A 26,806-nucleotide genomic window follows, 5' to 3' on the forward strand; every position below is an offset into this window, starting at 1 on the left:
AAAAATGGCGTGCTAACCTGATACCAGTCTACACGCCATTATGAAAGTTATTTGTTTATAAACATTTTTACTATTGCTTATTATACTAGCATGTAATACCGCTATAGCTTCTTCCACTTCGCATTACGCCCTAATCCTTCAGGTGCAATGATTTTCTGTTCTTTCAATTCATTTAATACACGATTAATTGTTGCTTCACTCACATCTGGACAAGCATTACGGATATCTGCTTTTGTGAAATAGCCTAATTTCTTTTCAATAAATGCATGAATACGTTGGCTCTTACTTCCCTTTTGTGACTCAATAATTCCAACACGACTTTCTAAATCCTTATATGCTGCTACACATGTGCCTAAAAAATAATTCACCCATGGGAAAATATCATTTATATTTTCATGCCAGCCAATGGAGGATTTTCTTAATGTCTCATAATACTCTTCTTTTGAGTCCTCAATAATTTTCTCAAGACTGATATAGCGGCCTACTTCAAATCCAAATTGATATAACAACAATAGCGTTAACAACCGTGCCATACGGTCATTCCCATCATTAAATGGATGCACGGATAAAAAGTCTAAAATAAATACACTAATTAAAATAAGTGGCTCTACATCTGACTTCGAAATTCTTTCACGCAATTCTTCACATAATTGTTTCATAGCAATCGGCGTTTCAAATGCCGATACTGGCTCAAATCGAATCCGTTTTGTTCCATCCGAAAACGTCTCACTAATGACATTATCAACATTTTTCCATCGTCCACCTTCAATACCGATGTATTTATACATTTCTTTATGCAACTGCAAAATCACATTTTCTCTCACTGGAATTGCGTCAAATGAAGAATGAATTAATTGCAAAACATCTCGGTAACCAACAATTTCCCCTTCAGAACGATCTTGAAGATTTATATCATTTGCCATGATACTTTTTAAGCGGTGATCTGTAATAACAATTCCTTCAATTACATTAGATGCCTTTGTCGACTGAATAATAGCCACATCTTTTAATGTATGTAAAATTTGTGGAGCTTGTTGCTTATATAGCTCCTGTTTCCCTTTATATTCATTAATTTTCGCAATTAAGTTTACCGTCTCCATCGGAATCATCAATTGCTTTAGCTGTCCATAATTATATATTCTCATCATTTACCTCACTTTCGATTATATTCATTACGCAATTTAATATAGTCATTTTAAACAATAATGATTATGTTTAAATGATATGATATAGTTTTCGAATATATTCACAATAAAATAAACATACTCATTTAACAACTAAATGAATATGTTTATTTATTAATTGACCACTCAAATATTCACTGTCTCCTCCGAATGCTCATCATGATCTTGGAGTTTTCCATGGAGGGATAATTTATAAAAACCACACATTTAACTGTGCTAAAGTCACAGAAATGTGTGGTCTCGTTATTCACTCTTCTTCAAATAAATCTACTGGCATGTTTTCCATGAATTCTCTCACTTCTCGAATACCAGGAAGTTCACTTTCTACAAGTTCTATCCCGATAATTTTTGCTAGTGGTTGAAGCATCGGCTTTAACTCTTTAGAGACAAATATTTTATTTGGTCTGATCTCAAAGCTTTTTAAGTATGCCCATAAAATACTTTGTGCAATTGGTGGCGTTTTAGGCATAGGGAACAGTTCGTGTTCAATTACCATATTGCTTCCTCGTTCAACAAGCATACCAATAATCGGATAAACAGTGCGGTTCGTTAGTTCCGATTCTACGCCAAAAGGCATGTAAAACACATCATACTCTAGTTGTACCGCGCTTTTAGGCTTTTTCTTATATTGTGCTTTTTCAAACATTGAAATTTCCTCGTAGCACTCATATGTTGGCTTTGGTGTCTGAATTTGCAAAGTATAGATTTCTTGTAAGTCACCATCCATTTGCACTTTAAACACTGGATATTGATGTGCAGCTACCTCGGGATATTCCCAGCCAACCTTGCGAGCTTCTATAATATTAATCATCGTACCTAAAGCATTAATTAAAAACTCTACCTCTAGAGGGTTTGGTATTTCAGGATGCGTTCCCTCCTGATAGCTACGGAATTGAATCCAGTTCTTCTTCCCTCTATACGACAGCCCACAATCTTTAATTAACTGATAATCTTCTGGATTTAACTCTTCTCTATCAACAAAATTCACAGTTAAAGCATTTAAGCTATAGGCAATTTCGCTCGATACATTTTTCTCATAAAGAATTTTCGCTAAGCTACCATAGCCATGTTCCATGTCAAAAATCATTAATCCAAAATCTTGACCACCAGCACCCATAACAGAAACAAGTGCTTTGTATTCAATTTCTTCGCAGTCAATCACAACGATTTCATCATCTCTTAAATATTGCCATGGCTTTAATTTTTTCAGCTCATTAGCAAGCTCCAATAAAGAAAGATAATCTGGCTCTATACTTCCTAGATAATCTAAAAAACCTTCTATATCCGCATTCTCCCGTATCCGTTCATTAATTTCTTCCACATTAATCTTATTTACTTTACCTGTATGAATATTGCCTGCTCCAGCAATACATGTAGGTGTTTCAGAGTCCATCGGTAAATCCACGGAGCTCTCTAATCGAATAGTAAGTAATTCATCGGTTTCAATAACTTGTGCAATGGCTTCATCACCAGGTTTTCGAAGCCAATCAGCTACCAATTCATCCTCTGTATCCAAATCCGTGTCATTTTCAGTTAAAAACTGAATCTTTTCTTTAGAAACTTGTCCATCTTTTTTAACAATTTCAAAATCAGAATAGCCCAACATATCAAAATCAAAGCTTAGTAGTAAAAGCTCATCTAGCAAAGCAAAACTACTTTTCTCTGGCAACAAAAACTTTCGATAAATTTTCGGTTTTTTCTTACTTTCTATATGCAACTGTATCATCATTGCTTAACCTCCATCTTCTAATTGTTAAAGCAATACTTATGAAGCTACGACTTTCTCTGCTTTCACAAGTGGAATTACCCCTTACTCCATCTCTTCATTGAATATTTCTACATTGTATCTATCTTCAAAGTGAACCACTCTTTATTCACTTTACTAACAACCTCTCCATTCTGCAACATTTCAAATACCATTCCACACCGAATTGTTACACCTCTTAATACATTGCCGTACTAATTGTACAAAACATCTTAAGTATTGTTCTAACAAAGCTCCGTATTGTAATTAAGAAAATTCCACATTTTTTTGGAAATAAAACGTAATTTTCTGACTTTTATCAATTTTTGCTCATTCCAAGGAAAAACTTGATTTTGAAACATTTATAGCAAATGGTATGGTACTGACATAACCAGAAAAAAGGAGAATGATTGTGAAAACAATTGTAGAACGAAGTATGTATATATTCAACGCTTAGACACGTGAGAGGATTCGATATCAAGGGTATCTATTCTTTGATATCCTTTTTAATCGTGTAAAAGAAGGTGAAAACTTTGGGTTATGTATTAATAAATATATTTATTTTATTCCTTATCGTTTTCTTTGCTGGATCATTCATGTATTTAATTACAATAAAAAATACAAAATTAAAAAGCATTTTAACTTATATAGTAATGGTAGTAATAGCGTTTATCACCAGTAAATATATACCCAATGATTATAAGGGATGGACAAAAACATTAGCTACAGCATATTTAATTGTAGCATTAGTATCTGTTTTTAAAAAAGATACCAATATTAATTAAACATTTTAAAATCAGATAATCTCCAATAATTTTTTAACATAATTTGGTAAGATCTTATTTTTCTGAAATCAGGGGCTGAGTTTATGAGTGAAAGAAAAAGAGGTTACTTAGAAATACTTATTGCAATAATAATTTTATTAACAGTAGTCTTCATTCTAGATATTGCTACACAGAGCGTATTTATCATTTTAGGAGTAAATGTCCTTTTTATTATATTTTTATTTGAAATAGTTCTATTAATAAAAAAAATAAATATGTAAATTAATAAATGTATAATTCAGTTTTTCATTTAAATTTTTGAGGTGACTTATATGGAGTTTATCAGAAAACACATATATATTATTCATTTCATATTACTATTTATAACTTTACCGATCTGGGATTATTTCAGACATGGCAGTTGGAATTTTCGTTATAACTTCTTCTTTTCCATATGGGTTGTAATTGTTTTTGCGTTTTTTAATTCACTTTTCAATAGTAAAAAAACGAAAAAAATAAAGAGAAAAACGAATAAAGACGTCTAACTAAAGTAATCGCGTCTCTACTTGTATTCTCTTTAGTCATTCAGCCTTTTCACAAAAAGTGATTGAATCATGGACTAGTAACTTCAATGAGAAAAAATTCTCTAGCAAGTTTGACGGCGCAGCTTATGTTTATGGGACAAAAGCTTATGTTGCAGCCATAGGTGGTAAAGGAATTGCATAAGATAACGTTCATATTTAAAGGAGGTAATAGCGATGAGTGTGAATTACCTTGATATTTTTTTTACAATAGTTTTTTTTGCTTGTTGGACAATTATCATCGTTTTGATTGTGAAATTCTTTAAAAATAAGAAGTCTAAGCTTAATAATCATTAAGTTGCAGCACGTTTCGGTGATAGAAAAAAGATATTTTGACCATCTTTTTGCTCTGCAGAATCGCCCTTATAAAAGTTTTCTCAATACTAAATTGGACGTGATACGAAATGAATTCTTTTGTAATGAGAACCGATGCATCTACAAGTTTGAATTTTTTAATTTATATTCAAAATATATTCCTTAATCAAACTAGAAAAACTGACAAACTTAAATATCCAGATTTCAAGTTGTCACCTTCTTTATTTAAATCTGATTTTGAAAATCGCTTTAAAACATTATGGAATGAAGTCTGCCTAACTATTGATAATGATGTTTCAAACGGTTTTTTACTAGGAAATTTCTATTATCATGAACTCTTTAACTCTAATGAAGAAAACTTACAACAATTTAACAAAATACGACATTCCTTTCTAATATGGTGGGACAGTTTAGCAGGTCAATTTTCAATTGAGAGATCGATTGACGAACAAAGAGATTTGCTTTATAAAGATTTGAATATTTTATTTGATAAATATCACTTCTCACCAAATCAAGTTATATCAGTTTATGTAATTTATGACGATTATGTATTTAAAACCAGACTAGATTCTCCGTATTTTATAGTTGCTTCAATTAAAACTTTCTATATTCATTATAAAGATTTAATAAGGGCAATCGAAAAGATGTTAATTTAACATTTACATGGAAATAAAGGAGGAGTGTATTTGGACAATACTATTACAAAATCAATAGATGCTTTAAAAAGTCGTTTAGATTCTGAAAATATATTAGTAGTTCAAAGAGATGAAGGTTTTCTATGCAATGTAAAATTTGAGTTTAAAAACCCAGCCTCAATCCAAGATGTAGATCGTTTTGTTGAAAAAACGGGATGGTGTCTTCCAAATGACTATAAAGAATTCCTACTTAAACATAATGGAGCATTACTCTTTTCTGATATTAAATATGGTGGTGGATTTGAACTACTTAGTCTGAAGAAATTCATAAAGAATATCTTAAGTTCCTCGACTATGTTCCCGAAAATTGGTATCCCATTTCTGTAGATAATGGAGACTATATTATTATCGACTCTTCTCAAATAGAAAAAGGACAGCAAAATTATTTAATTCGTTATCAAGGCGGGGAACCTGTTGAATATGCTTTAAAATTAAACATGAACTTTGCAACTTGGTTAGATAGACTCATTGTTAGTCAAGGATCTGAATTTTGGTTATGGTAAATTACTAAATTACGCTAAGGACTTTATCTTTTCACCTTTATACGAATAGGGAGTGTTCTCATATTGGATAAATTTAGAGCGAAATACGCAATCCCCTTGATGTTCATAACAAGTCTTATCCTACTAATTGTCAAACTAGGCGAAAATCTATTTTCTACCATTTGCTTAAGTATAGCTGTAGTTGGGTTTGGTACATTATCTTTATTAGATATAAAAAGGAAGTAAAATACATCTGAACCTTGAACAGTATAGATTGATCCCACTTCTCTTATTGAATTTCTTCCGTATAGCTATACATCGTTATGTTCCACGGAATTTAATTCCCTTGCCTTACTCATTCCACAGAGGATTGGATCTCCTTAGTGGATAAACTATTTGAAATAAGGTGATTCAGAATGACTATTGAATCGATTTTATCATCATTAAATAGACGATTAGAAAAAGATAAGAACATAACTTTACAAAGAGAAAATGGAGAAATCTTAAGTGTTACATGTTATTGGAACAGTCCAGTAACTGATCAGGAATTAAAAGAATTTTCTTTAAAAACCAATCTCATCTTGCCGAAAGACTTTCATTCATTTCTAAAATTATGTAATGGTGGAAAATTATTTTCAGATGGCGTGGATTACTTTGAATTGTTCAATTTAAAAGAAATGCTAAATTATTTGAAGGCGAATTGTAAAATCAGATTAGACACTGTATAAAAAAATGCATCAAATCGGAAAAATCGTGTATTATTGGAGTTCCTACACAACAATATACAAAGGAGATTTTTCGATTTGATGCAAAAAAAGCTTAACATAAAAGGAACTCAAAAGAAACCCAGACTTACTGAAATTCAACGTGGAAAGTTAGAAGCTTACCTTGATGAAGGGAATTTATCAAAAGCTGAGATTGCCCGTAGATTGGGTGTTTGTCGTGCTACTATATATAACGAAATCAAGCGTGGAACTACTACACAAGTGAGGATAGTAAATAGTAAACGAATCTATACCACGAAGTACTTCGCTACAACGGGTCAAGCAATCACTGAACGAAATGTGGCTCGTTCTCGTAACCCTTTGAAGGTGAAGCGAGTATCGGCTTTTCTAGAATACGCAGATCAATTAATGAAGGAAAAGGAGTGGTCTCCAGACGCTGTTGTTGGTCGTACATTGCTTGATGGTAAGTTTCGTCGTGAAGAAATGGTTTGCGCAAAAACTCTTTATGCGTATATAGATCTTAGGTTGTTGAAAACTAGAAATTCTGACTTAGTTTCCAAGACATCGCGTAAAACAAAGACAGTACGTAGGGCTAGAAAAAATATAAAATGTTTAGGCGAAAGTATTGAAAAACGCCCACAGCACATTGAAACACGAGAGGAATTTGGTCATTTTGAAATCGATTCAGTGATCGGTAGAAAAGACAAAGAAGATGATGTTTTATTAACACTGATCGAACGGAAAACGCGTCGAGAATTTATTTTCAAAATGGACGGTAAGGATGCGGATTCCGTGAACTATGCGATTGAAACCATTCTAAAGAATTTTGGGGAGTTAGCACCTAAACTATTCAAATCCATTACAGCAGATAACGGGAGTGAGTTTTCAGAGCTTGCGGAAAAATGCCAAGAGTTGATGGGGATTTACTTCACACACCCCTACTCATCATGGGAGCGAGGAACAAATGAAAACCACAATAGAATGATTCGTAGATGGTTACCAAAAGGAACGTCCATAGAGAACTACAGTAGATCTTACATCCAATCTGTAGAAGATAAAATGAACCACTTGCCACGACGAATACATGGATTCAAAACACCGCATGAGATGTTTGAGGAAGAATTAAAGAGATTAAGAGAATCAGCGTAAGAAGACGTGAATCAACCAACTCTTACCCTAGGGTTAATGGGAGTTTATTGTCTATCGGTCTTTCCGCCAATTTAACAGGAACCTGGCTCCACTTCAAGGGGCAAGCCCTTTCCGTTACGCCAGAACCCTGTTTTAACCAATTGGCAGACCGACAGACAATAAACATGAAGGTGAAAAGGAACAGAAAATATACGGACATGAGATGTATTAAAAAAAGTGTCTAACTTGATATTGCAATTTACGTAAATTATTTGAATGAATATGAAACAGATATTAATTATTATAAAAGTGCGTATGATAAAAGTTGGTATATGATTGGATATTATAAAGGATATGGTGATTACTTGTTCATTGATTCAGAAAAAGTTGCTAATGGGGACTACGACTATCTAATATATGTTCAAGTTGGAGATATTCAAAGATTATCAATGAATTTTGAAACTTGGCTGGATCGTTTCATCGTCGCACAAGGAGCTAGATATTGGTTATGGTGATTAGTTTAATTTATTGTATTACCTGTCAACATGATGAAATTCTCTGAACACAAAAAGCGCAATAGTGTATGGTCGTCTCTACCATAGCTATTGCGCTTTTTTAAATATGTCTTATTAAAATATATGATTACTTTTTCAAACTTTATGATTGGACTTCTACTAATCTATTTCTTAGCGCATCCCTACATCTTTATAATTCTCAGGTTTTATATCTAAACAATCTGATTGGTTATCGTACGTTATAGATGGCCCTATATTACACTCACATAGTTTAAATCGAAACCTTGAAGCTTATAGATTGATCCCGCTTCATTTATAGTGGATTTTTCTTCTGCCCAGATGTATTTCCCATCTGATATGTTCAATGGAATTTTGAATTGCACTTATCCTTGGTTATTTAATAAATGCCGCCGTCTTTCTTATGTAAATAATCTAATGTTGAAACTACGCTATTTGTCCTCCACTCGTGTGCCATATACATCAATTGTTGATGGAATATATGCATACTTACGTGTCAATAAATCACTTACTGAATTATAACTACTAAAATCATTATCTATTTCCATTTTCATCTCTCGATTCTTGCCTACTCCATATACACGCACTAGCCATATTTCATCTTTATACTGAATGAATTTTTCTAATTCAGGATAAGAAATTGAATAGACCGCGCTTGTACTTGTTGATGTTGTACCCTTTACTTCAATTTTAATTGGTCTTGGAGGAAACTGTGGCTGTAAATAATCGAACGCTGTAATATCGTATCCTAGTCCGTCACCTTGTGTTTGCGCTACATGCTCTACCTGTTCTCCATATTTTTCACCGAATACTTCTATTACTTTCTTTTTCACATATTCAAATACTTTTTGCTCTGCAATATCACCGATTTTTTTACGCTTTTTCAAGTCTTTTTGTAGCTGTTGTTGACTAACTACTCGGCCACGTTTATTTGCACTACCCGCTACCTTATTACTAACTCTAGACTCTCCCTGCTCGTAACTAGAAGTCGCAAACATTTCCTCGTTAATTTCACCATCTTCTATTAGTTCTGGTTCTGGTTCTGGTTCTGGTTCTGGTTCTGGTTCTGGTTCTGGTTCTGGTTCTGGTTCTGGTTCTGGTTCTGGTTCTGGTTCTAAGCTACCTTCGTTAATAAAGCTGTCAAACAAGCTAGCCCAAGTTTCTGGGCAAGGAAATAAGTAAGCCAGATTTCCTTGTCCACTTTCTTTAAAGGCTGAATATTTTTCTGGACGATCAGATTGCATATCTTCCCAAACATCTTTTATCATTATTGGTTGTTCTAAAATTGTGTAATCTACATCTACCCTATATCCCTCATTTGACCATAGTTTTTTCACCTTAAGCTCTTGAGGTTGTTCTGCAATATAACAATCTGAAAGTGCTATGCCTACTGCACGAATTGCTTGATCGTAACAACTGTAAATTTTATTACCAGTCCTAATTGTAGCCATTCGTTCATATGCATGCTTTCGATTTCCGTTTTTATCCTTTTGTGGAGACCACATATATCCCCCGCTAATTTCCTCTTTATGTGACTTATTTTGCATTACAATAAAATTACCCATATATTCACCCTTAGTTTCAGAAAACGTTCCATTTCATTTTTAACATTATTTAAATATTGTAATTTCACTATAATTTATGATTATTATATTGTCAAAAAGTTCATTAATAGTAAATAATATCGTGTTTATAATTAGGCTCAATTAGTAATTTTCTTATACTCAATATATATAATTTTCACAAGATGATTACGTGCAGTTCGTTTTAGTTACGAGAGATTATAGACACTATTTTACGAAAAATTTAAAGCTCCTCTTTTTTTACCTTAGGTAGTCTTAAAGCTGACTTTTTTGAGAAAACGAACTTTTATGTCGTTTTGAAATACAGTTTGATTAAAAATAAGTTGCAAATATAGATGTTTTATTATAATATTTTATTATTGTGCAAAAAAATAATATATTTTTCTTCTTATCAAGAGAGATGGAGGGACTGGCCCTATGAGATCTCGGCAGCGGAACTTAGTAATTAAGTTACTGTGCCAAATCCAGCAAGCAATGGCTTGATAGATAAGAGGAGTGTTTTATAAATATAAGACCTCTTCTTGTTATTTCAAGAAGAGGTCTTTTTTTAGAAAAAAATGGACAAGGACGTATCCATTTTAATTTTTGGAGGTTGAACAATGAAGAAAGAGAATCCATGGGCACTGATCCCATTTGTTGTTTTTTTAATTTTATTTATTGGTTCAGGGGTTATTACAGGTGATTTTTATGCCTTTCCTGTCATTGTAGCCATTTCCATTTCGGGTGCTGTGGCTCTGGCGATGAATCGAAAAGAGTCGTTTTCGCGAAAGGTTGATATTTTTTGCAAAGGCGCAGGAAATTTAAATGTCATGATGATGGTTGTTATTTTTCTCTTGGCTGGAGCCTTTTCAGCAGTAGCAAAAGGCATGGGGGCAGTGGACTCCACTGTTAATTTTGCTTTATCGGTCATTCCGCCAAACCTACTTGTCGTAGGCTTGTTCATCATTGCCTGCTTTATCTCCCTATCAATGGGTACATCTGTGGGAACGATTGTTGCACTGGCGCCAATTGGAGTTGGAATAAGCGAGCATATCGAACTTTCCATGGCTTTAGTAATGGCAGCGATTGTTGGCGGTTCGATGTTTGGCGATAATTTATCCATTATTTCAGATACGACAATTACTGCCGTTCGTTCACAAGGCGCACAAATGAAGGATAAATTTAAGGTGAATTTTTGGATTGTGTTGCCGGCAGCTATTATAACGAGCATTATTTTAGGGGTTATCACAATGGGTGAAACGGCACAAGTAGAGCATTTAAGCTATAGTTGGGTAAAAATTGTTCCTTATGTTTTGGTTATTATTTTAGCGTTAGCAGGAATGAATGTTTTCCTTGTTCTGACATTGGGCATTGTTCTCGCCGGGGCTGTTGGTTTAGCGGATGGTAGCTATCATTTGATGAGCCTTATGCAAACGATTGGCGAAGGAATGTCAGGCATGTATGAAATGGCATTTCTTGCGATATTAATAGCTGGAATGGTAGAGGTTATTAAGTTTAACGGAGGAATTGACTTCCTACTTCACCTTGCAACACGAAGAATTAAATCGAAAAAGGGTGCTGAATTTGGGATTGCCGGCCTTGTGGGCTTAACAAATTTATCTACGGCCAATAATACGATTGCTATTTTAATTGCTGGCCCACTTGCAAAAAACATTGCTGACCAATATGGGATTGAGCCGAGAAAGTCCGCAAGTATTTTAGATATTTTCTCCTGTACTATCCAAGGTCTTCTGCCATATGGAGCCCAATTCCTTGCAGCTGCAAGCGTAGCCGGAATATCGCCAGTGAGCATCCTTCAATACTCTTACTATCCGATTTTGATAGGAATTTGCGGGATTATCGCTATCCTTATTGGATACCCGAAACAGAAGAAAGCTTGAATTTCATCACTTTAAAGTGACGGGTGTAGCTTTAAAAAATATTGATTTTACATTGAAATAATCCAATCGTTTTGACAAAAGATTCATCAAAACGATTGGATTTTTTTATGGGGTTATAGGTAGAGTATAGATGACCATTCCTATTGAGCTTTTTAAATACGTACACGTTTAACTTTTCTAAAGTCACAAAAATGTGTGGTGTGGTTATTCTCTATTCTTCAAATAAATCCATTGACATGGTTTTCAAAAATTCTCTCACTTCTCGAATGCAAGGAAGTTCACTCTCTATAAGCTCCACCCCGACAATTTTTGCTAGTGGTTGAAGTATCGGTCTTAACTCTTTAGAGACAAATATTTTACTTGGTCTTACCTCTAAGCCTTGTAAAAATGTCCATAACACGCCTTGCGCAATTGGTGCCGTTTTAGGCATAGAGAGCATCTCATATTCAATAACCAAATTGCTTCCTCGTTCAACAAGCATACTAGAAATCGGATAAACAGTGCGGCTCGTTAGTTCCGATTCTACGCCAAAAGGCATGTAAAATAAATCATATTCTAATTGTAACGCGCTTTTAGGCTTTTTCTTATATTTTGCTTTTTCAAACATCGAAATTTCCTCGTAACACTCATACGTTAGCTCCGGTATATTAATTTGCAAAATATAGATTTCTTGTAACTCACCATCCATTTGTACTTTAAACGTTGGATATTGATGTGCAGTTAGCTGTGGATATTCCCAGCCATCCTACCGAGCTTCTGTAATATTAATCATTCTACTTACAACATCAATTAATAGCTCTACCTCTAAATAATTTGGTCTTTCAGGATGCGTTCCCTCCAGATAGCTACGGAATTGAATCCAGTTCTTCTTCCCTTTATCCATTTCTCACCAATTGTCACACACCTCAATGCTTGCCTTGTTAGAAAACAAGGATAATTCTCTTATTTTTATCAATTTTTGTTCAATTAATAACAAAAGTTGAATTTGAAATTTTCATTTCCAATTCACATTGAACGTACCTACTGGTGGCATAAGGTTTTCTAAAGGACTTTATGAGGACTTTATGAGTACTTTAATACCACTTTTTAAATGCAGAAGTCTAGTTTTTACTAAGCTTTTTTCTTTCATATAAGTATTATCTGTGATATCAAACGCCAAAATCGAGATCGTTTTTCTGAATTTTATCAATTTTCGTTCGATTTATGACGAAAGTTGATTTTTAAAATTTCACTCCTAATGGTATCTTATTAACATACCCGGGGAAAAAGTAAAGGCGAATGATTATAAGTATGTGAAGCGAGTGATATACCTAAAAATAAAAGAGGCAATATCCATGAAAAAGATAATTTTATCTCTATCTTTCACTTTTATGTTTGCAATACTTTCCGCCCAAGGTGCAAATGCTTCAGAGGATTTTGAAACAAAAGTCAATGAACTAAGTGACAAATATGATTTTGAATTAGTAGACTTAGAGAATTCTTATATGGATAATAATAGTTTTCTAGAATTTAATGATTTAGAGGAATTTGAAGAATTCTTAATACAAGCAAAAGAAAATGATTCTATCTCAACTAGCGAAGAAATTAAAATCGAAGGAAATATCAGAATTTCCTTATTTGCAACAGAATATAAAGATAGTCATCAAGTCTCTTGGTGGGGACCAATGAATGGCCCAGTAATGGGTGTGCTAAATATGAGAAATATGTCATTTGATTACACTTATAAATTTGTCAATAATAATCCTCAATTTGTAAATGTAACTAATATCAATTCATGGCAAACTGGCTATCATGATGTAAAATGGACGCATAGAGATGGTACTAGTTCATTCAGTAAAAAATATTCTACTAAAGATACAGCTAATGTAGTAGCAAAAGGCCTGTATACACTTGGTGTTGTCATCGGAAGCAATCCTATTGGATTTTCTTGGAATGGTGAGTGGAATAGAAGTTTAACTTTAATAAAATAAGGAATGCACAGACAATCGATAGAATAGTATGACCTGCCCTGGAAATGTACATCTATATCACAAACATTTCTGGGGTGTTTTTATAGTCAATTATTTAATGAGATAGTTATCATTAGCCTTAGATAAAATTTATTATAGTTGAAAAGGATTTATTGTAAGAATTAATTAGAATACAAAAAAGCAAAGGCAAAACTAAAAAAATTGCGACCAAACTCAAATTTATAGGCAGTTTAAGCATTTATCAGCTATAAATATACTATATTTTTACTTCTAGTGATAATAAGGAGGTAAATGTGTGGAGAAAAAAAAATTGCTATTATTAGTTTAGTGATTGCATTTTTTTTAGGGATTCCGTTTAAATGGATTCAAAATAAAGGAACAGTAGATGTATCAATTTTTCAAATGATAAATTTAGGGATTAATAATTTATTTTTTGATTTTACTCTATTGTTCTTAAATACTTTAATAATTTATTTAGTTTTATCTAACTTACTAAAAATCAGGAAATAAATATTAAACTAGGTTGTTAAGGTTGGATGTATTTTGTGACGAGAGACGAAAAAAGATACACCTAAATGGATGATTATAGGGGCATTTGTTATCGCTGCTCTAATGGATATATCGAATATAATTTATTCGTTTATAATTGTTTAAAAAAAGGCGGCCATGATTTCAGAGGGCACTGAAAAAGTCCATATCATCTCACATTGCGAGGTATTCAACGATTAAATCGTCGAAGACTTCGCTTTTTTCATTTGGCATTGTGACTCTACTGTTGTTTTCCGAAGCATTCCGCTCGCTTTCCTTTATAATAAAAGAATTAATGTACAGGTGGTGTCCCCGATGATTTCAAATCAAGAAACCCTTCATTTAAGTCCATACATGTCGATCTACGATATTGTTGTGCCAAAAGATAATATGCTTCGCCAAATCAATGAACTTGTTGATCAATTAGCGAATGAAATATTAGATAGCTTACCGTATGCTTATAAAATGCTATTTTTTATCGCAATTATTGTCGAAATAATGTCGAAGATTGCAAAAAAATAAATACAGTATTATAAATGTCACTACTCATGATGATCTTATCTGTGTATAGTTACATAAGTTATAAAATGAATAATATTCTACATAGATGAAGGGGATTACTTTTAAATGGGAATGAAAATTGCATGGGTTACAGATACAGCAGCATTGTTAGATGAAAAGTTCATACAGGACAATCAAATTCACGTATTACCACTTAATATAGTGTTCGAAGAAGAGGCTTTACGCGAAACTGTTGATATGACACATGATCAGTTTTACGAAAAACTACGAAATGCTAAAAAAAATCCAAAGACATCACAACCTGCTATTGGTGAAGTTGTAGACTTATATAAATCATTAAAAGAACAAGGGTATACATGTGCAATTGCAATTCATACCTCTCAACATCTTTCGGGCACTTATCAAAGCGCTTTCACAGCAGCTGATCAAGCTGAATTTGAAGTATATCCAGTGGATTCAAAAATCGGGTCATTTCCCATGATGAAAATGATTGAAATCGGTCAGCAGTTAGAGCGTGAAGGTTTTGAACCTGGCTATATTGTTGAAAGAATCAATGAGATGACAGATAACAGTGAGCTTTCATTTATTCCGGCTAGCTTATCACAATTACATAAAAGTGGTCGAGTTTCAGGGACTCAAGCATTTTTAAGTAACTTGTTGAATATTAAAGTTGTCATATCATTTGAAGATGGGAAGCCCGTTATGAAAGAAAAAGTACGCGCTACGACTAGAGCTAAAACATATGTACAAAATGTTTTAAATACAGATCTAGAAAAAAGTATTATCCCTGAAGTTGCAATTATTCACTGTAATGATGAAGAAGGCGCAACCGCTTGGAAAAAAGCTTTAGAGAACGAATATCCGCACATAAACTTCTCCGTATTACCACTAAGTGCTTGTGTAGCGGTTCATGCAGGTGAAGGAACGCTTGGTTTAAGTTGGGTACGTCTACCAGAGCTTGCACCACTTAAGCAAAAGATAGCTGATTTAGTTACTATATAAACATAATTGTAATCTAAATTATTGTAGGTACATGAAGTTGCGAAATTCCTATAAACTAACTATTATACAGTCAGAGAGCATTTTAGCTTAAGTAAACTGGCGGATGTAACGTTATTTTTTGAATGATAGCAGTATTTTCATTCAGGTATGGGGACTGGCTGTTTAATTTTGTTTGAATACGGATATTGTTATTATAGGTAATGTAGTCTTCGACGATTTGAATCATATTCGCATTTGTCGTGCGGTAGATTCCGTCGAGATAGAACGTTTCAATTGGGGAATTATCAGTGGGTGTGCCTTTGCGGGACATGCTTATGGTAATTCCTTTTTCTTTGACTGATTTTTGATACGCATATGATGTGCACACAGAACCTTGATCGCTATGCAAGATACAGCCTTGCGGTAAATCAGGTAATTGATATAAAGTATCCAAAACGAATAACGTATCTTGTGTAGAATCAATTGTTTGCGCTACAATTTTTCCGATATAGACATCTAGAATACTTGAAAGATACATTCCTCCATTAACGACCCTAGCTTGCCATCCTCCGTATTCATGTCCTTAAACTTGCGACTATCAAACAGAGTTTCATTCTCCAGCACCAATGTCTGCACCAACAGCACGCGTAATATCCTTCCACTCACGAATAATTTCATCATAATTACGCCCTAACTGATCCAACGCATCAATATAAATAAAATCCCCATTACGAATCACACTTTCTCATTGCCTGATATTGCGGACAATTAACACGTGCTTTCAATAACCTTATTTAGCTTCTCTCCTTTATAGCTATAAACTTCTGCTCCGCTTCTTCATAAACCTCCCTCATCTTTCTTCTTTCCTCAATAATCCGTTCACGTTCAACTAACAATTCATTACGCTGCTCATTGAAATAAATTACTGCACATTCTTTTGAACAAAAGCGACGACCAATAGCGTTTGGATCTTTCCGTGTAATTAATGCAATAAAGTATTCTTCTGCTATATTACTTCCTACTTTTTCGCCGCAATGACATTTAAAGCTCCATGCCCTTTTCGTATCTTTACGGAAATACTTTTTCTTATATCTTGCTTCCAACTCTTCTAGCTTCAACTCTATATCTGTTAAATCCGTCATTAAACTATAATCTAAACCCATCATTAAACTATAATTCAAGTTCATTTTAACACGCTCCCTATATCATTTTCTGCCTGACTATATACTAACTGCTCTCTTCTATAATATCAATAGTGAATATTTAATTAAATTAAAAACATATCTATAGTATATGGATAAAATATCATTTCTCATCAATCCTAAATGGTGAGGTGATTACATGACGGATATAGTTAAAGTAGTTGGCGAAAAAATCCGCTATTTACGTAAAGAACGTGGACTAAGCCAAGAAGAACTAGCATATCGTGCTTCCTTGCATAACACATATATTGGGCAACTCGAACGTGGAGAAAAGAACGCTACAATCGAGAGCCTTACAAAAATATGCACAGCTTTAGAAATTACATTAGAAGAGCTATTTGATGATAACGAAAGCCATCCAAAAGTGCTTAGCTTTGAATTAGAGGAAATGATACGTCTGTTAGAAGGTCGTTCTAAGAAAGATCAAAGAGCCGCTTTAAAGTTTATTGAGTCTTTAATTGCTTGGAAAGATAATGAGTAGCTGTTGCGTAATAATCTTTAAGTGGGCAATTTATTGCGTATTGGTGCATCTACAACTTCTTTTAAAAATGCACCACACCTCTGCAGCGAATGCCATCTGTTTACGTTTGGCTGAAACGGCAAAAGCAAACGGCATCGATTTCTATAAATACCTAGTGACGTTAATGACAGAATTGCCAAATTTACCGATTCAACAGCAGCCAGAGATTTTAAAGAATTACATGCCTTGGTCGAAAAAAATCCAAGCTACATGTGCAAAATAGCCATCTATCCGAAAAAAAATCAGGATAGATGGCCATTCGTCGTGTGTACCGAAAAGGTGCACTTTTTTATATTTCGGGCTTACTGTTCTATCAGTATTTCATTTTAATATTTTATTTTTGACTCCAAAAATGAATACCATTGAATGCCACAGTACAAATCGCCTAAAAACACAAAAAAACCGAAACCCTTATATATCAAGAGTTCGGCCTTTTTTTGAAATCTGTTGATTCCTATGTATGGAGACGCGGGGCTTCTGGGAGCACAACTGCTATTTGCTATAATAGCAGTATTTATAGGAGTTTTTCGCCTGTTGTGAAAAACATTAACTACGGATTTAACTACGACTATACTTTCAAATTAGAATAAAGACTCCCAATTAGGCTGAAAACCCATAACTAATTTAATATCATCAAAAGTAATTGTAGAAAATTTCCCTTCAAACTTTAAAAATAATTCCTTTATGCTTCTTAATAATTCATTGAAATTTTTTTTAGTTAAAACTAACTTCAGCTGAGCAACAACTGTAAATAAATTCCCCACGAGTAAACTAGTAGGAATGTTCAGTAAATTGGAAATATGATTACTCCTTGCCCGTCTGTTTAATTTAAAACAATATAACCTTTCTTCGTGTGCACAAACATTTCTAAACATATTAACAGTCTTTAAAACATCCATTAACGTTTCTTTTGGAATGTGAGCAGAAAGATTGTAGTTCCTTCTATAACTAGTAGAATAATCTTTGGCAATTAAATCTTTTAGACCATCATCAATGCACTCATAAAAATTATTGATGTTTCCTATTGTTAATTGGTTTGAAAGTACCCATAATGGTACTTCTTGATGATTATCAAGATAATGCTTTATAGGACTATCTTTACGCTTAGCATGCTTTGAAATAGTACTTGTGATAATTGATATTAATTCAACAATTTGCTTGAGTTGATCTGGGTTATTTGTAAAACTTCTTATATCAAGATATGCATTAGCACTCGAGAACTTTTCAGGAAACCTATATGAAATTTTAGACTTTATATCTTTTTCAAAAATCAATAAATATTTCAATAAAGTATTTCTTAATTCTCGATCAAACACATAAAGTGCATGTACTTCTTCAAATTTAGTATTTTGTATGTATAACTCAGGATTAACGGGGATGCCAATTCCATTTTTAACCAAAAATAGATCCTTGTAACCATTAATAACATTATAATAACCTTCACTTTCGAGAATCCGTTTAGCTTTTGAACCATCAGAAATTACCATGTTTCTTGATCTAAGTAAAGTTAATTGTTGATTATGTGTTTTAAATGGCTTCATTACAATATCACCCTTTATAAAAAAAGTAGCCCGGTCCTCGGAAGGAACACGGGCTTGATCGTTACGATCATTATATTATATGCTGGTGCTTATCGTCAAATACTAAAATCCATAAATTTAATGATTTATCGATTAACTCCCCCATAAACCTCATGCATCATATCTTCCATAATATAAGACAAAAACGTAGTTTGAATTAGAAGGTCTAAGAGCCAAATTATCGTAAAAATATGTAGGGATAAGAAAAGGGATATTGCACAAGAGTTCAACTCCCGTTCAATATCCCTAGTCTGTTAAATCGTTGATATGACTGCATTTACAGCCACTTTATGTATGGGAGACGGCGGGAGTCGAACCGCTATCTATTAGAAAGCTTATAATACCAGCAATTATAAGGGTTTTTGTATAATCTAAAAATTTTTGACCATGGTTTTGACTATGGAATGAATTATTTCTTACGGAGACGAGACTTTTATTAAACATTCACCAATGCATTTACTAATCCTGATGCGGAATTTAGAACAAGGTGTTAAACATTGTCGTCAAATATATCAAACTTGAAAATAAAACAAAAACTGCCTTTAATTCTATATTCCGTATGTATATTCAACATTACAATAGTTTGCTACTTTTTTAAACATCACCCCAGATTATTTCAATTTTTAAAGCTCATTATCTTTCGTTTAATATGGCGCATACTTTTTGAGTCTTCGTTTCCCCGTATTCTGTGTAAAATATTAATCTTATTGTCTATTGTTTTGCGTACTCTGTGACAGATTTTAAGTTTGTTGTCTCTCTTTTTCCGTACTCTGTGACAGATTTTAAGTTTGTTATCTCTCTTTTGCGTACTCTGTGACAGATTTTAAGGTTTGTTATCTCTCTTTTTGAGTATTCTGTGACAGATTTTAAGTTTGTTGTCTGTCTTTTTTCCGTACTCCTTGATACATTTTAAGCTTTTTGTCTGCTTTTCCCGTACTCAGTGACAAATTTATACTTGTTTTTGAAAGTCTAAAAAATTTGTACCCTTCAAAAAACTTTTTTTATGGCATTTAATAGCATTGCTTTTTTTTTATAAAATAAAAAGCATTAACAACAATAGACTGAGATTTAAATTCTTTTGACAACCTTCTAATTCTTTTTGTACTATCTAAATCAATTAAGTCCTACATTATCACTTTTTATTTTACGTGTTTCGTACCATTCAAACAAATTTTCCTCAATGATAGAATCTGCATACCATTCAACCCTATTCCAAAGTGATTGATAATAATCATAAGCACGATTTATAACATTAATTTCAATTTTTTCGCAAAATCGTTCAAGTGAATTTTCTGACCTTTCGTATTCCTCAACCTCGTCATCTGTTAATAAATCTTTTGGTGATAGTGACTCCAATTTAACTTTAAATAGTATCAGGTATGGTGTATCACTGTTCATAGTAAATTCATCATGTCCCTCTAATTCTCCTGTTCGTAAATTTAATGTTGCATATGAACTCTCCAACCAAGGATTTATGAATCGTTTCCAGGCTGTATTAAACAGTTCATTATACGTAATTGTATCTCTAATTTCGTTTACTACTTCCATACTTAAGATTTCTCCTTGACAGCTTGAAAATATAATTGAACCTGTTGATAACACAATATATTATCCTCCTTCGCGAATATAAATAATTTTAGGTTTTCTTGTACTTTCCATTAAAAACGGCTACAACCACAAGGGGGAGGACAGGTAATTGAGGGGCTTTAGTTCATCTTTAAAGTACATTGTTTATCTATTATATCTCTTAAAAGTTTTTCCTATATTTAATAGAAGAAAGTCACTCTTTTACCCGAATCTCCTTCTTGTAGGGAAAATCATCCTCTTCTTCATCATGGGCATTTATAAATAAGGAAGGGTTTATTTCAGCACATGAAAAGTCTTCATCCTCAGCTCTGAAATCAAGATTAATTTCCTCGACTCTGTATTTAACGATTTCACCTTTTCGAATTTCAATCTCCTGGGTAAATCCCCCCATATATCTCAACCCCACACACGTCAATATCAATACCATATTATTTTGACATTAATATATATGGTTCTGGCTTTATAGATAGTTTCTTTGCTTTCTTTTTTTGTATATGGCTAATCAAATTGTCAAAACCGTTATCTTTTGTTAATAGTCTTGTTGGTGCTTTCTGTTGACTATATACTAAATTATAAGTTGACATCTTATAATTTTGGTTGCCTCCCACGCAACAATAAAAAAAGGAGAATAACTTTAATGATTAGCATCTTAATGCAGATAAAACTGAATCGATTCTTAGAAAATCACAATTCAAAAGAAATTATCAAGGATACAAAAAATCAAATACTGGAAGAAGAAGAATATGGGGATATAGAGAGTTTAGGGGTATTCGGTCATAGCTTAAGTAATTTTCAATTAAGTAAACTGGATAGCCGCTTATCAAATTCTAAAAAATCTCTAACAGTTGGTCAGTATTTAAGAAAACTAACATCAGAGAGAGGGATTCATTCGTTTAGTGAAAACAGGTTTGGAGAAGCTCAAATTACTAAAACATATTGGAGTAGAATATTAAATGATAAATATAAGACCCATGATAAAGACAAACTAATAAGGATTGCTATTTTTCTTAAACTTAGTCTAAAAGAAACCATGAAACTGCTATACAAGGCTGGATTTACGCTTAGTGTGGAAAACAAGAAAGATGAAATTATTGCGTTTTGTTTAGAAGAAGGCATTTATAATTTATACGATATTGAAGAATTATTAGCAGAGAATAACTTACCAACATTATTTTCAAAGGTACGTTCAATAGAAAAATAATGCACCCCTATTAATAGGTTATGCCATAATAAGGGAAGGGTTACAACCACAAGGAGGGGGATTGGGGGTACGGGTAATCGAGTGGATTTTTTTAAAACTTTTATTATTTTTTCATCCATTAAATATATTTTGAAAAGATTTTTTTAATATAATTAAGTCTCTCTTTTACCTGCGACCTCCTTTGTAATTGTGTAACACAGGGATTCAATTATTTATTTTTTACGAGTTCGGATTCCTTTGAAAATAACTCTTTTGTTAGAGTCCTCTGTTTTAATAACATTTCGACCATATTCTATTTCAAGTGATTTATTAAACTTTGTCTGAGATATAGGTTGCATATTATTTTCAATACACGTTCTTTTATAACGCTGATAGAGATTAATACTATATTCAGATGCCTCAACTAATAGCTCGCAATACTCCTCTACGAACCAAATCACATTATTACTTTGCTTACGATATTCATTCAAGAGATTTTGTGTTGTATCGCTTTTAGTAAACTGGTAATTGTTATCCATTAAACGTATTAATCCTTCTAAAGCCCATTGGACAATTCCATCAATTTCATTCTGCAATTTGCTTAGTAAGGCTGTGTCAATTTTCGATTCTTCAACTTGCTTTAGAAATGGGAGGATGATTAGCCGTCTAAAAAATCCATCTGTTCTATCCACGTAATTGGCTGGAAGTTCATTACAGGAAAATAGTAATCTTGCTTTATTGCTGAAAGAAAATGGTGATTGGAATTTTTCTTCCGCCACAATTGTATCTCCGCTAACTAAGGTCTTAAAGATACCTGTATCTTGAAGTGCTTTATTCGGTAAATCTGCATATATATTTGCAAGTTTTCCAAACAGTAGTCCCGTTTTAAATTTTTGAGATAAATCTTGTAAGGGAACATTGCTAATATGTTTTTTCCCGATTATGAATTCAATTAGTTTTAAAAAGGTTGATTTTCCTGTTCTACCAGGACCATATAGAATATAAGCTTTTTCAGCGACCGTCTCTGGAACTAAAAGATATCCCAGTAATTCTTGTGCAATGAGTACATCCATTTGCGTAAGTGATTGATTAATAAATTGAAGAAAGTTTGGACATTGGGCAAATCTATTATAGTCCGCATTAATTTGTATTGCAGTCTTTATTTCAGGAGAATGTGGTTCAAGACTTTGGCTACGAATATTATAGATTCCATTTTTGAAATTAATTTTATTGATTAGTATTGGAGAATCAAAGATATCTCCCTCAAACACTACCCTATTTTTTAATTGTTCCAACGTATCTTGAATATGATGGGCCTTACTATGCTCTACTAACAAATGTTCCTGAATCACCTTTTTCATTTTTTGTAAGGTTAATTCACAATAGACCCCTTTATCATACTGAAAGAAGCGTTCACTTGTATAAATAAGATTCTCCGTTTCTGCAAGATGTTTAGCCAAAATGCCAGGCATAAAGCTTAGTGAATTCGTTCCCTTTATATACCACTTCGGAATCTCCTTCTCTGCAGATTTCATTTCACTTATTATCTTCACTTTATTTTCATTTTGTTTAGTATTATTAGTATGTGTATAGGTTATTTGTGTGCTGTTAATAGCTTCTTCGATGACGGCATCTCCGTATGTTCTGCCGTCTGCATAGTGAATTGTATCCCATTTTTTACGGAAAAGCCCCGATTGTCGAAAGATTTCATTCATTTTATTGTGGTTTTTTTTGGTATAAAACGCTAATGCGTTACAGAATGCTAAATCAGCTTCACTTTGGGATTGATAGTGTTGTTGCCATGTTCCTTCAAAAAGATTTTTCAGCCTATCTCCATTCTTCTTAGAAAACATCACCTCTAATAATTCGTTGGTTGTATGTTGAAAACTTTCTTTTTCTGTTACTAATAATGCCATCTCTTGTTGCTTCTCCTCCTTCTCCAAAAATTTGTTACAAATATATTCAATTTCATTTGAACACCAGTTAATCTCCCCATATTCTTCTATCACGTTGCCTGTTACCGTAAAATATCGTTTATCACTATATACTTCTAAGCCATATACACTATTTTTAGAGCGTTGGTTTGTCTTTTCTCCTTTTACAATAAGATGGATGCCTCTTCCACTTGGAGAATATTCAGCATAAGCCTTCTTTTTAAAACAATTTAATATCTCCATAGATACTTGATTGAATTTCCCATTTACATCAACACATCCATCAATATCAATTCCAACAAAATCATCATTATCTGTAAAAACGAATCCAATGCCAGTTACTTTATTTCCTCCTGCATATACCCTGGCTTCCTCAAAGGTAAGCCAGTTTCCTTTATTGTTTGCATCTATTGGATTCCCACTAATAGGATGGACTGGCACTTTAGTTATCTTTTCTCCTCTTGGGATTGCTTTATAGCAAATCCATTGCTTCGTATTCTTTAATTCTTCAGGGATGTTTTTATACATTCAAGTCCTCCTCGTTTTTTAGTAATAATTCTTCATAACACAGATTAGTTTATTAATCATCACCACTTCTAAGTTATTAAAAATCATCCTCACAAGACCCATTCTAAATGATAGATTTCCCTTTAAGAAGTCCATTTCTGCTTGACTATGTTCGAGCTTTCATAGCTATTTATGAAAATTTAAGAAAAGGCAAAACAAGCTAAAGCATGTTTTTATGAAAATTTCTTATTTCTCATAGCTAATTTGTATAAGATACATAGAAAGTAAAATTTGAAAGGAGTAGATTTAATTGAAAGAACATGCTTTTGTTGCAATAGATAGTGGTAAATACGCTACCAAAGCGATAATGGAATACAAGGAGAAAACATATATATTAATTTTCCGCACAAAAATGCAGGAGGTATCAGATATCGGGATTGATATACAATCGAATTCATTTAAAGTTGAGTTGGATGGTAAACAGTATCTATTAGGAGACATGGTTTCAGAAAACAAAAGTGACTTCAATCTCAGTAAAGAAACTTTAATCCACAAACTTGCGATTTATACAGCCATTGTAGAGTTAATGAAAAAGGCAAACGCTTATTTCCACAATGTTTATCTACATGTTGCTGTAAATGTTCCAATTACTGTATATAAAAATAAGACATCAAAAGATTCCTTTAAAGAATACATTGAAAATAAAAATAAAACCATTTACCTCCGTATAAATGATAATGCCCATGTATTCAACTTAAATGATTTGACAATTTGTTTTGAGGGGATGGGATTAGTTTTCGCAAACACAGAGGAGTATTCTAAGTACACCACTGCAGTCTTTGACATTGGAGGGCTTAATACTACTTACTGTATTTTCAACGGTATTCAGCCTAATTTTAATAGTATGACTGTTTCCCATCTGGGTATTAATACATTAAAAGCCAGGTTAGAACAGGAGCTTGTTCAACGATATAATAAAAACGTTTCTGCAAATGATTTAGAGCAAATCATAAAAAAAGGATACTTTAGTCATATGGGGAAAATTGACGAGGAAAGTAGAGAAATTATTCAAAAAATCAAGGCAGTCCATCTGGAGCAAATCTTGAGTTATGCCAAGCAACATGACTATACATTTAATCAAGATAAGATTATTTTTAGTGGTGGTGGTGCTCTATTATTACAACAAGAAATTCAAAATAGCTTTCCAAATGCAACAACTGTTATAAATCCTCAGTTCGCTAATGTGAAGAGTTTTTTAGAAATTATAAAGGTAAAATACTCTTCATGATTGAGCGTAACAAAATCACTATCAGCTTTCTCCCAAGTGATAGTGATATATGGAATTTTTTACAGAATAAAAAAGAAACCTGCAATATCAGTGAATATATACGCAATCTAATTCGGCAAGATAAGAATAACTGCCCTTCTTTCATAGACGAAGAGAAAATTGCAGGGAAAATTCTACAAGCATTGCAAAATAGTCAGTTTATAATACCTAAAAATGAACAAAAAGCTAAAGAGAACTTCCCATTAAGTGATGAAGCAAAGAATACCATTTTTAATCTTTTCTAAGATAAATATGTTGCTAACCAAGAAAAGACAATACGACAATACCTAAATAGTATTTTGATGTATAAAATTTCAAAGAAAAGAGGCATCCCAAAATTGAATATACACCTTTGGGAAGCCCTCTACATATTACCTTATTTAATCTGCACATGGAGAAATCAATATTTGCAATCCCTTATCCTCATAATTCCACATTTTCACCCACGTATATGTATCTGAGGGCAAAATAAATAATCTTTCTTCTTGTGGCTTAATTGGGCTCTTGTCTTAAGCTATACAGCCGTGAATAAACGTACCAGGGTGAATAGAAATTTCTCTATTCGTATCATTAAAATACTTAAATTTTAGCTATACCCCCATTTTTTTATACGATATTTTAAACTGTAATATATAAAATTATTGCCATTAAAAAGCACACGCCAAACACAACATATAGTTGTGTATAATTTCATCTAACACTATATATTAATACCAAGAATCTCAACTGCTATAATTTTTGTGGGGGGATTACTTTCAGTCCCAATAGACATTTATGACCCAGCCCTTCCCACATAACCCATAACCCTATTTTTCATATTTTAGAATAATATTGAAATACGAATCTTTTTGATGTAATATTTCTATATTCCATACGGTTCACCTCCTTTCTTTGTATAATTGCAGAGAAAGGAGGGATATGAACTCCCCCACCCTAAAACTCACAAGTTACATACCTATAATAGATACCTCTATTCCCTTCTGCTTCTTTACCCCTTTACGACTAACCTACACCCACATCTATTCAATCAACGCTTTCAAATATCCCCTTATTGCCTATACGCTAAAATTAATACACAAGAAACTGCTCCATTTCTTCTGGAGACAAATCTTCTGGTGACACCTTTTTTCCTGTTTTTCTTTCTTTTTCTTCACAGTATTCACACAGCAATCTGAATTTAACTCTCTTAGCACCAGGAGGCAATGGTATGATGAATGGTTCGAGTCCATCCTCAAACATTTCTAATATATCCCAATATATGTCGTCGAATGGGTTCATCTCCATTATTATTTTTTTCTTTTCCTCTCTTGACATTCCTTCATCCTTTTTCATACAAATACCACACCTTCAATAA

General features: G+C 33.0%; 27 protein-coding genes, 3 pseudogenes and 1 riboswitch. Of the genes and pseudogenes, 16 read left to right on the top strand and 14 right to left on the bottom strand.

Features of this window, described 5'->3' with window-relative positions:
• Window positions 1-101 precede the first annotated feature (101 nt).
• Together QUF91_RS22765 and QUF91_RS22770 are read right to left on the bottom strand one after the other, a co-directional pair.
• Entirely contained in the window at window positions 102-1,145 is a 1,044-nt protein-coding gene (locus tag QUF91_RS22765; protein ID WP_289419429.1) for a Fic family protein, read from the bottom strand.
• A gap of 286 nt (window positions 1,146-1,431) precedes the next feature.
• Window positions 1,432-2,913: a DUF7309 domain-containing protein gene (locus tag QUF91_RS22770; RefSeq protein ID WP_289419430.1), complete on the bottom strand. Its 1,482-nt coding sequence runs from the start codon at window positions 2,911-2,913 to the stop codon at window positions 1,432-1,434.
• Window positions 2,914-3,461: 548 nt separating this feature from the next.
• Here QUF91_RS22770 and QUF91_RS22775 point away from each other — a divergent pair.
• From QUF91_RS22775 to QUF91_RS22800, 7 genes are all read left to right on the top strand, one after another.
• Window positions 3,462-3,713, top strand: a complete 252-nt coding sequence (locus QUF91_RS22775; RefSeq protein WP_289419431.1) for a hypothetical protein — start codon at window positions 3,462-3,464, stop codon at window positions 3,711-3,713.
• Window positions 3,714-4,677: 964 nt separating this feature from the next.
• Window positions 4,678-5,244 (top strand): hypothetical protein, encoded by a 567-nt coding sequence (locus QUF91_RS22780; RefSeq protein WP_289419432.1) that lies wholly within the window; start codon window positions 4,678-4,680, stop codon window positions 5,242-5,244.
• Between the two features lie 30 nt (window positions 5,245-5,274).
• Window positions 5,275-5,610 carry an SMI1/KNR4 family protein gene (locus QUF91_RS28335; RefSeq protein WP_289419433.1) on the top strand — a complete coding sequence of 112 codons (336 nt, stop codon included), beginning with the start codon at window positions 5,275-5,277 and terminating at the stop codon, window positions 5,608-5,610.
• Window positions 5,601-5,786, top strand: a complete 186-nt coding sequence (locus QUF91_RS28340; RefSeq protein WP_483308107.1) for a hypothetical protein — start codon at window positions 5,601-5,603, stop codon at window positions 5,784-5,786. The genes QUF91_RS28335 and QUF91_RS28340 overlap by 10 nt, the downstream gene beginning before the upstream one ends.
• A 395-nt stretch (window positions 5,787-6,181) precedes the next feature.
• Window positions 6,182-6,493 (top strand): SMI1/KNR4 family protein, encoded by a 312-nt coding sequence (locus QUF91_RS22790; RefSeq protein WP_289419434.1) that lies wholly within the window; start codon window positions 6,182-6,184, stop codon window positions 6,491-6,493.
• 78 nt (window positions 6,494-6,571) lie between these two features.
• Window positions 6,572-7,639: an IS30 family transposase gene (locus QUF91_RS22795; protein WP_289420036.1), complete on the top strand. Its 1,068-nt coding sequence runs from the start codon at window positions 6,572-6,574 to the stop codon at window positions 7,637-7,639.
• 344 nt (window positions 7,640-7,983) lie between these two features.
• Window positions 7,984-8,133 carry a hypothetical protein gene (locus QUF91_RS22800; protein ID WP_289419435.1) on the top strand — a complete coding sequence of 50 codons (150 nt, stop codon included), beginning with the start codon at window positions 7,984-7,986 and terminating at the stop codon, window positions 8,131-8,133.
• A gap of 251 nt (window positions 8,134-8,384) precedes the next feature.
• On the opposite strand, the gene QUF91_RS28210 is transcribed toward QUF91_RS22800, so the two are convergent.
• The gene (locus QUF91_RS28210; protein WP_353957858.1) at window positions 8,385-8,516 is read right to left on the bottom strand and encodes a DNA/RNA helicase domain-containing protein; all 132 of its coding nucleotides are present in this window, start codon (window positions 8,514-8,516) and stop codon (window positions 8,385-8,387) included.
• Between the two features lie 66 nt (window positions 8,517-8,582).
• Window positions 8,583-9,716, bottom strand: a complete 1,134-nt coding sequence (locus tag QUF91_RS22805; RefSeq protein ID WP_289419436.1) for a protein NO VEIN domain-containing protein — start codon at window positions 9,714-9,716, stop codon at window positions 8,583-8,585.
• Window positions 9,717-10,119: 403 nt separating this feature from the next.
• A riboswitch (SAM riboswitch) is annotated at window positions 10,120-10,227 on the top strand.
• Window positions 10,228-10,333: 106 nt separating this feature from the next.
• Here QUF91_RS22805 and QUF91_RS22810 point away from each other — a divergent pair.
• Window positions 10,334-11,614 carry a Na+/H+ antiporter NhaC family protein gene (locus tag QUF91_RS22810; protein ID WP_289419437.1) on the top strand — a complete coding sequence of 427 codons (1,281 nt, stop codon included), beginning with the start codon at window positions 10,334-10,336 and terminating at the stop codon, window positions 11,612-11,614.
• Between the two features lie 211 nt (window positions 11,615-11,825).
• On the opposite strand, the gene QUF91_RS22815 is transcribed toward QUF91_RS22810, so the two are convergent.
• Window positions 11,826-12,221, bottom strand: a complete 396-nt coding sequence (locus QUF91_RS22815; RefSeq protein ID WP_289419438.1) for a DUF6930 domain-containing protein — start codon at window positions 12,219-12,221, stop codon at window positions 11,826-11,828.
• A gap of 138 nt (window positions 12,222-12,359) precedes the next feature.
• The gene (locus QUF91_RS22820) at window positions 12,360-12,497 is read right to left on the bottom strand and encodes a DUF7309 domain-containing protein (RefSeq protein ID WP_289419439.1); all 138 of its coding nucleotides are present in this window, start codon (window positions 12,495-12,497) and stop codon (window positions 12,360-12,362) included.
• 451 nt (window positions 12,498-12,948) lie between these two features.
• Between QUF91_RS22820 and QUF91_RS22825 the strand changes: the two genes are divergently transcribed.
• From QUF91_RS22825 to QUF91_RS22835, 3 genes are all read left to right on the top strand, one after another.
• Window positions 12,949-13,584, top strand: a complete 636-nt coding sequence (locus QUF91_RS22825; protein ID WP_289419440.1) for a hypothetical protein — start codon at window positions 12,949-12,951, stop codon at window positions 13,582-13,584.
• An 843-nt stretch (window positions 13,585-14,427) separates the two neighbouring features.
• Window positions 14,428-14,634, top strand: coding sequence for a hypothetical protein (locus tag QUF91_RS22830; RefSeq protein ID WP_289419441.1), 207 nt, complete (start codon window positions 14,428-14,430; stop codon window positions 14,632-14,634).
• A gap of 105 nt (window positions 14,635-14,739) precedes the next feature.
• Window positions 14,740-15,636 carry a DegV family protein gene (locus QUF91_RS22835; RefSeq protein WP_285398453.1) on the top strand — a complete coding sequence of 299 codons (897 nt, stop codon included), beginning with the start codon at window positions 14,740-14,742 and terminating at the stop codon, window positions 15,634-15,636.
• Between the two features lie 82 nt (window positions 15,637-15,718).
• Here the strand turns inward: QUF91_RS22835 and QUF91_RS22840 are convergent.
• The 3 genes and pseudogenes from QUF91_RS22840 to QUF91_RS22850 form a co-directional block, all read right to left on the bottom strand.
• Window positions 15,719-16,153, bottom strand: a pseudogene (locus tag QUF91_RS22840) (transposase); the annotation flags it as partial.
• A pseudogene (locus QUF91_RS22845) lies at window positions 16,153-16,379 on the bottom strand (recombinase family protein); the annotation flags it as partial. The pseudogenes QUF91_RS22845 and QUF91_RS22840, both read right to left, overlap by 1 nt.
• Before the next feature lie 30 nt (window positions 16,380-16,409).
• Window positions 16,410-16,802, bottom strand: a complete 393-nt coding sequence (locus QUF91_RS22850) for a hypothetical protein (protein WP_289419442.1) — start codon at window positions 16,800-16,802, stop codon at window positions 16,410-16,412.
• A 154-nt stretch (window positions 16,803-16,956) separates the two neighbouring features.
• On the opposite strand from QUF91_RS22850, the gene QUF91_RS22855 reads away from it, so the two are divergent.
• On the top strand, window positions 16,957-17,298 hold the full coding sequence (locus QUF91_RS22855; protein ID WP_289419443.1) for a helix-turn-helix domain-containing protein: 342 nt from the start codon (window positions 16,957-16,959) through the stop codon (window positions 17,296-17,298).
• A gap of 85 nt (window positions 17,299-17,383) precedes the next feature.
• Window positions 17,384-17,560, top strand: a pseudogene (locus QUF91_RS22860) (transposase domain-containing protein); the annotation flags it as partial.
• Between the two features lie 358 nt (window positions 17,561-17,918).
• Here QUF91_RS22860 and QUF91_RS22865 read toward each other — a convergent pair.
• The 3 genes from QUF91_RS22865 to QUF91_RS22875 form a co-directional block, all read right to left on the bottom strand.
• Window positions 17,919-18,878 (bottom strand): Abi family protein, encoded by a 960-nt coding sequence (locus QUF91_RS22865; RefSeq protein ID WP_289419445.1) that lies wholly within the window; start codon window positions 18,876-18,878, stop codon window positions 17,919-17,921.
• A 1,152-nt stretch (window positions 18,879-20,030) separates the two neighbouring features.
• Window positions 20,031-20,465, bottom strand: a complete 435-nt coding sequence (locus QUF91_RS22870; RefSeq protein WP_289419446.1) for a hypothetical protein — start codon at window positions 20,463-20,465, stop codon at window positions 20,031-20,033.
• Between the two features lie 232 nt (window positions 20,466-20,697).
• Complete coding sequence (locus QUF91_RS22875; RefSeq protein WP_289419447.1) at window positions 20,698-20,895, bottom strand: hypothetical protein; 198 nt, start codon at window positions 20,893-20,895, stop codon at window positions 20,698-20,700.
• Between the two features lie 246 nt (window positions 20,896-21,141).
• Between QUF91_RS22875 and QUF91_RS22880 the strand changes: the two genes are divergently transcribed.
• Window positions 21,142-21,705: a hypothetical protein gene (locus tag QUF91_RS22880; protein ID WP_289419448.1), complete on the top strand. Its 564-nt coding sequence runs from the start codon at window positions 21,142-21,144 to the stop codon at window positions 21,703-21,705.
• 212 nt (window positions 21,706-21,917) lie between these two features.
• Here the strand turns inward: QUF91_RS22880 and QUF91_RS22885 are convergent, their stop codons facing one another.
• Window positions 21,918-24,146 carry a phage/plasmid primase, P4 family gene (locus QUF91_RS22885; RefSeq protein ID WP_289419449.1) on the bottom strand — a complete coding sequence of 743 codons (2,229 nt, stop codon included), beginning with the start codon at window positions 24,144-24,146 and terminating at the stop codon, window positions 21,918-21,920.
• 289 nt (window positions 24,147-24,435) lie between these two features.
• Here QUF91_RS22885 and QUF91_RS22890 point away from each other — a divergent pair, with 289 nt between their 5' ends.
• Together QUF91_RS22890 and QUF91_RS22895 are read left to right on the top strand one after the other, a co-directional pair.
• The gene (locus QUF91_RS22890; protein WP_289419450.1) at window positions 24,436-25,413 is read left to right on the top strand and encodes a ParM/StbA family protein; all 978 of its coding nucleotides are present in this window, start codon (window positions 24,436-24,438) and stop codon (window positions 25,411-25,413) included.
• Window positions 25,410-25,697 (top strand): hypothetical protein, encoded by a 288-nt coding sequence (locus QUF91_RS22895; RefSeq protein ID WP_289419451.1) that lies wholly within the window; start codon window positions 25,410-25,412, stop codon window positions 25,695-25,697. Before QUF91_RS22890 ends, QUF91_RS22895 begins: the two co-directional genes overlap by 4 nt.
• A gap of 823 nt (window positions 25,698-26,520) precedes the next feature.
• Here the strand turns inward: QUF91_RS22895 and QUF91_RS22900 are convergent.
• The gene (locus tag QUF91_RS22900) at window positions 26,521-26,784 is read right to left on the bottom strand and encodes a hypothetical protein (protein WP_289419452.1); all 264 of its coding nucleotides are present in this window, start codon (window positions 26,782-26,784) and stop codon (window positions 26,521-26,523) included.
• Between the last annotated feature and the right edge of the window lie 22 nt (window positions 26,785-26,806).

This window comes from Lysinibacillus sp. G4S2 (assembly GCF_030348505.1).
Taxonomy (GTDB): domain Bacteria; phylum Bacillota; class Bacilli; order Bacillales_A; family Planococcaceae; genus Lysinibacillus.

Bases quoted from the DNA above. Each gene is read 5' to 3' on its own strand.
- QUF91_RS22825 (WP_289419440.1), top strand. From the start codon at position 12,949: ATGAAAAAGATAATTTTATCTCTATCTTTCACTTTTATGTTTGCAATA.
- QUF91_RS22895 (WP_289419451.1), top strand. From the start codon at position 25,410: ATGATTGAGCGTAACAAAATCACTATCAGCTTTCTCCCAAGTGATAGT.
- QUF91_RS22770 (WP_289419430.1), bottom strand. From the start codon at position 2,913: ATGATGATACAGTTGCATATAGAAAGTAAGAAAAAACCGAAAATTTAT.
- QUF91_RS22900 (WP_289419452.1), bottom strand. From the start codon at position 26,784: ATGAAAAAGGATGAAGGAATGTCAAGAGAGGAAAAGAAAAAAATAATA.
- QUF91_RS22835 (WP_285398453.1), top strand. From the start codon at position 14,740: ATGGGAATGAAAATTGCATGGGTTACAGATACAGCAGCATTGTTAGAT.
- QUF91_RS22790 (WP_289419434.1), top strand. From the start codon at position 6,182: ATGACTATTGAATCGATTTTATCATCATTAAATAGACGATTAGAAAAA.
- QUF91_RS22780 (WP_289419432.1), top strand. From the start codon at position 4,678: ATGAATTCTTTTGTAATGAGAACCGATGCATCTACAAGTTTGAATTTT.
- QUF91_RS22820 (WP_289419439.1), bottom strand. From the start codon at position 12,497: ATGGATAAAGGGAAGAAGAACTGGATTCAATTCCGTAGCTATCTGGAG.
- QUF91_RS22875 (WP_289419447.1), bottom strand. From the start codon at position 20,895: ATGGGGGGATTTACCCAGGAGATTGAAATTCGAAAAGGTGAAATCGTT.
- QUF91_RS22805 (WP_289419436.1), bottom strand. From the start codon at position 9,716: ATGGGTAATTTTATTGTAATGCAAAATAAGTCACATAAAGAGGAAATT.
- QUF91_RS22885 (WP_289419449.1), bottom strand. From the start codon at position 24,146: ATGTATAAAAACATCCCTGAAGAATTAAAGAATACGAAGCAATGGATT.
- QUF91_RS22865 (WP_289419445.1), bottom strand. From the start codon at position 18,878: ATGAAGCCATTTAAAACACATAATCAACAATTAACTTTACTTAGATCA.
- QUF91_RS22880 (WP_289419448.1), top strand. From the start codon at position 21,142: ATGATTAGCATCTTAATGCAGATAAAACTGAATCGATTCTTAGAAAAT.
- QUF91_RS22815 (WP_289419438.1), bottom strand. From the start codon at position 12,221: ATGTTTGAAAAAGCAAAATATAAGAAAAAGCCTAAAAGCGCGTTACAA.
- QUF91_RS22795 (WP_289420036.1), top strand. From the start codon at position 6,572: ATGCAAAAAAAGCTTAACATAAAAGGAACTCAAAAGAAACCCAGACTT.
- QUF91_RS22850 (WP_289419442.1), bottom strand. From the start codon at position 16,802: ATGAACTTGAATTATAGTTTAATGATGGGTTTAGATTATAGTTTAATG.
- QUF91_RS22810 (WP_289419437.1), top strand. From the start codon at position 10,334: ATGAAGAAAGAGAATCCATGGGCACTGATCCCATTTGTTGTTTTTTTA.
- QUF91_RS22855 (WP_289419443.1), top strand. From the start codon at position 16,957: ATGACGGATATAGTTAAAGTAGTTGGCGAAAAAATCCGCTATTTACGT.
- QUF91_RS22765 (WP_289419429.1), bottom strand. From the start codon at position 1,145: ATGAGAATATATAATTATGGACAGCTAAAGCAATTGATGATTCCGATG.
- QUF91_RS22870 (WP_289419446.1), bottom strand. From the start codon at position 20,465: ATGGAAGTAGTAAACGAAATTAGAGATACAATTACGTATAATGAACTG.
- QUF91_RS22830 (WP_289419441.1), top strand. From the start codon at position 14,428: ATGATTTCAAATCAAGAAACCCTTCATTTAAGTCCATACATGTCGATC.